The sequence below is a fragment of the Pantoea sp. CTOTU49201 genome, from assembly GCF_032054795.1.
Lineage (GTDB): Bacteria > Pseudomonadota > Gammaproteobacteria > Enterobacterales > Enterobacteriaceae > Pantoea > Pantoea symbiotica.
Map to the genome: position 1 here is coordinate 1 of NZ_DAMBSA010000423.1, position 3900 is coordinate 3900.

4 protein-coding genes and 1 pseudogene are annotated in these 3900 nt (G+C 55.3%); 2 read left to right on the forward strand and 3 right to left on the reverse strand.

Going from position 1 to position 3900, the window contains the following annotated elements; genetic code table 11:
• Window positions 1-342 (reverse strand): annotated as a pseudogene (locus RTY00_RS21375) (EamA family transporter); the annotation flags it as partial.
• Between the two features lie 170 nt (window positions 343-512).
• A complete protein-coding gene (locus RTY00_RS21380; RefSeq protein WP_312666076.1) occupies window positions 513-1364 on the reverse strand; it encodes a Vmh family MBL fold metallo-hydrolase in 852 nt (283 codons plus the stop codon).
• A gap of 122 nt (window positions 1365-1486) precedes the next feature.
• On the opposite strand from RTY00_RS21380, the gene RTY00_RS21385 reads away from it, so the two are divergent.
• Window positions 1487-2365, forward strand: a complete 879-nt coding sequence (locus tag RTY00_RS21385) for a LysR family transcriptional regulator (protein ID WP_312666078.1) — start codon at window positions 1487-1489, stop codon at window positions 2363-2365.
• A gap of 121 nt (window positions 2366-2486) precedes the next feature.
• On the opposite strand, the gene RTY00_RS21390 is transcribed toward RTY00_RS21385, so the two are convergent.
• A complete protein-coding gene (locus RTY00_RS21390) occupies window positions 2487-3251 on the reverse strand; it encodes a helix-turn-helix transcriptional regulator (protein WP_312666080.1) in 765 nt (254 codons plus the stop codon).
• Between the two features lie 117 nt (window positions 3252-3368).
• On the opposite strand from RTY00_RS21390, the gene RTY00_RS21395 reads away from it, so the two are divergent.
• Window positions 3369-3900, forward strand: a 532-nt coding sequence (locus RTY00_RS21395) for a sulfite exporter TauE/SafE family protein (protein WP_312666081.1), incomplete at its 3' end; no start/stop codon positions are given.

Genomic DNA, 3900 nt, shown 5'->3' on the forward strand with positions numbered 1-3900 from the left:
ATTCACTATCACCGCTAAAAGGATGGTCAAACTTGGCCACAGATAATTGACCATGCCGACTTCAATCGCCTGGCGTCCGCTGTGGGTAAAGCCGAGTGAGAGCGACAGGCAGAGTTCATAACAGACGAACAGTACGCTGCCGATAATCAAATAGCGGCGCGGAAAAGAGCGCAGTTTTGGCAAGCCAACGGTGAAAATCAGCAAAACCGCGCTGGCGCTGTATATCAGTGCCGCACCGCCCACCGGGCCGAATCCTTCGCTGACATTTTTAATCAGTCCTACAATCGCGCTCCATAGCAAAATGGCCATCAAACCAATCAGCGTCGCTCTTTTTTGGGGCATGACCCGCAACCTTATTTCGCAAATTCGGGCCAAAATCCTATCAAATCAAACGCGCTTTGTATTTGGTGGATTATCTGCGGTCTTTCGAGAGGTCGCCATGAATGGCGTTCCTACAAGGGATTGGAGTTATTTTTCGAACGGTCGCCATGAATGGCGACCCTACACATCCATTACCACTTCATTTCGCCGGTATTCACTTTGGCGCTCAGATCCAACGAACTCTCCTCCGGCAGATGCGGATAAGCGGCTTTCATGGTCTCGATCACCTGGGTCGAACCTTTGTGCTGTTGCAGCGCTTCCTCAAAGGTTTGCAGGTAGTTCAACGTAAAGGTAATCGCCGCATCGCCCGCCGGGCGCTCGCCAAGATAATGGCCTGGAATCACCTGTTTAGGCTGCAGTTTTTGCATTTCGCTCAGCACATTACGCCACTGCTGACGAACAGCAGGCGTTTGCGTATCGGCGGTCCAGACGTGAATGCCGGAAGCCACGCCGGTGCCGCCGAGAATCGCTTTGTTGGCCGGGATCCACACGTAGGCGGCGTAATCATTGGCGTGACGAAGTTCCAGCGTTTCACCATCGACTTTTAAGCTCGTGGCATGCGTAACCTGCGGAACATACAACTGCTTTGGTGCGCCGTCCTTCATCTGCGGGCCCCAATAAGCCAACTTGGCAGCTTTGGTCGCTTCGATGTGTTTCACCACATCCGGCGTCGCCACAATCTTCACCTGCGGGAACGCTTTTACAATCGGTTCCAGACCAAAATAGAAGTCAGGATCGCCGGAGGTGATGACAATCTGCGTCAGCTTTTTGCCGCTAGCTTTAATCATCTGCACCAGCTTTTCACCGTCTTTAGTGCTGAACTGCGCATCAAACAGTATCGCTTCATGCGGTCCGGAAACCAGCGTGGAAGAGACCGGGAAGATGCCGTTCTCCTGCGGGTTATACACTTCTAAATGGAGCGGCGCAGCAAATGCAGGCAGGGCGGCGAAGGCAAATGCCAGAGTCAGCGTTTTCATTTTCATCGAATTTTCCTTTATCCGGCACCTCGCCGTATTTGTGGGCTCTATTGTAGGGAAATTACTGGCTGGTAGAATTCCTGAAACTGGATATGATCAGTTTCATAAAACGATCAGATGGAGCCAACATGGACAGAGTCACGGCGGCAACGGTGTTTAACCGCATTTGTGAACTGGGCAGCTTAAGTGCTGCGGCGCGTGCGTTGGATATTTCGCGGCCGATGGTCAGCCGCTATCTGGATGAAATGGAGAAGTGGGCTGGCGCGCGTTTACTGCACCGATCATCGCGCAAGCTAACCATCACGCCCGCTGGCGAGAAGATCCTCGATAAATCGCGCGCGCTGGCGAGACTGGCTGAAGAGATTTCCGATCAGGGCGCGGATAGCGAGCCGCACGGCACCTTGCGTGTCGCCTGTGCACACTCCACCGCCACGCATATTTTGGGGCCGATGATTCCGGCATTCCTGGCGCGTTTCCCGGCGGTGCGCATCGAGCTGGAGATCAATAATCAGCCGGTGAGTTTGATCGGTGAGCGCATTGATGTGGCTGTGCGTATTACCGATGATCCCGAACCTGGTGCCATCGCCCGACGTTTAGGTGAATGTGTTTCGGTGGTGTGTGCGTCGCCGGACTATCTGCAGGCGCATGGCTCACCGCAAACGCCAGCCGAACTCGCGCAGCATAACTGCCTGCATTACAGCCGTTTCGCTGGGCAGAGCTGGCAATTTTCAGATGCGCAGGGCGAAACGATCTCTGCAGCGGTGCACGGCAATTTCAGCGCCGGCATCTCGTCGGTTCTCTGTGATGCGGCGATTGCCGGTTGTGGAGTGGCGATGGTGCCGGAGATGGAAGCGCGCAACGCCATCGACAATGGACAGCTGCAAACCGTATTGCCGGCTTATCAGCCAAAAACGCTGGCGATCTTTGGCCTTTACATGTCGCGTGAACGGCAGCCGGCGGCGCTGCGGGCGTTTTTAGATGCGGTGCAGCAGCAGTTAAGCGCCTGAAAGTTCGACATGCATTTGGGCTGGAAGGAATGACTAAATAATCAGTGTGTTAGGCAAGTAACTCCTGCGATAAAAAGCCGGTTTTCAGCCTGAAATCGCCAAGTGGCTGGTGAAATTTTACTCAATGATGATCGATGTAAAATGATGGTACCTGACCGGTGACGCGGCGAAACATGGTGGAGAAAGCGGAGCTGCTGTCATAGCCGAGCGAGAGTGCCACTTCGTTTACCGATTTGCCCGCTACCAGCCACGCCAGCGCCGTCACCACGCAGGCGCGCTGTCGCCAGGCAGAGAAGGACAAGCCGGTTTGCTGCATGAAATGGCGGCGGAAGGTGCTGGGGCTCATAAACAGCGCGCTGGCCCAACGATCGGCGGCATCATGAATGGTTGGCGCCAGTAAGAAGTTCTGGCATTGCGCCAACAACGCCGGATGCTGCGGCAACGGAATATCGAATTCCCGCGCAGGCATCGCCGCAAGCTCCAGCAACAGCAGCTGCACCAGCGATCGATCGCGATCGGATGCATATAACAACGGTAAATCAACGGCTTCAATCAACAGTTGTCGCAGCAGCGGCGAGACACTAATGACGCTACAGCGATCGCGCAATGCTGCTGCGCAAATGGGCTCGATATACAGGCTGCGCGTCGAGACGCCGACAAACTTCACGCTGTGCGCAGTATTTGGCGGAATCCACACCGCATGCTGCGGCGGTACCACCCATTCGCCCGCCTGCGTTGCGACGTGCATTAAACCTGTCGCGCCATACAGCAGCTGCGCGCGGCGGTGGCGATGCTCTGGCAGCACAAATCCCTGCGCGTAGTCATTGCCCAGCGCCACCACGTCACGATCAATATGGTCGTATTCATCAATGTGACTATTTCGCATTCCCGACATCCACCGCAAATTGACTGATTTTCAAGGGTAAATGAGCGCTGCGCAAATGGGAAGCGGGCTGCTTGCTGCGTAAGCTGCATCACTCTTTTCATGATGCAGAGAAAGGCGATGAACGAGCTGTTAATTATTGGGTTGGCGGGTTTTGCTACCGGCATCACCACGGTGTTGTTTGGCTTTGGCGGCGGTTTTGTGGTGGTGCCGTTTGTCTATCAATTGCTGTTGCAGCAGCCGCTATTGGCGGCACAGGCGATGCATATCGCGGTGGCAACCTCGACCGCCGTGATGATTTTCAACGCCGGTTGGGCCAGTTATCAAAACTGGCGGGCGGGCAAATTGCATGATCTCCCTTTGTTGCCGCTAATCTGGTTTATCGCGCTCGGTGCGGTGATCGGTTCCTGGCTGGCGGGCGTGATTAGCGATACGTGGGTGCGCGGGCTGTTTATGGTTTACATGGTGGTGACTATCGCTGATTGCCTGCTGCGCAAAGGCTTCTTTAGCCGCACTGCACCGCGAATGTTGACGCGGCTGAATGTCAGCGCGGGCGGCACAGTGATAGGTGTGATCGCCGCCATGCTCGGCGTAGGCGGCAGCGTAATGACCGTGCCGCTGCTGCGGCGTCATGGTTATGCCATGCGCGATT

Coding starts and splice junctions, on each gene's coding strand:
- RTY00_RS21380 (WP_312666076.1), bottom strand. CDS start 1,364: ATGAAAATGAAAACGCTGACTCTGGCATTTGCCTTCGCCGCCCTGCCT.
- RTY00_RS21385 (WP_312666078.1), top strand. CDS start 1,487: ATGGACAGAGTCACGGCGGCAACGGTGTTTAACCGCATTTGTGAACTG.
- RTY00_RS21390 (WP_312666080.1), bottom strand. CDS start 3,251: ATGCGAAATAGTCACATTGATGAATACGACCATATTGATCGTGACGTG.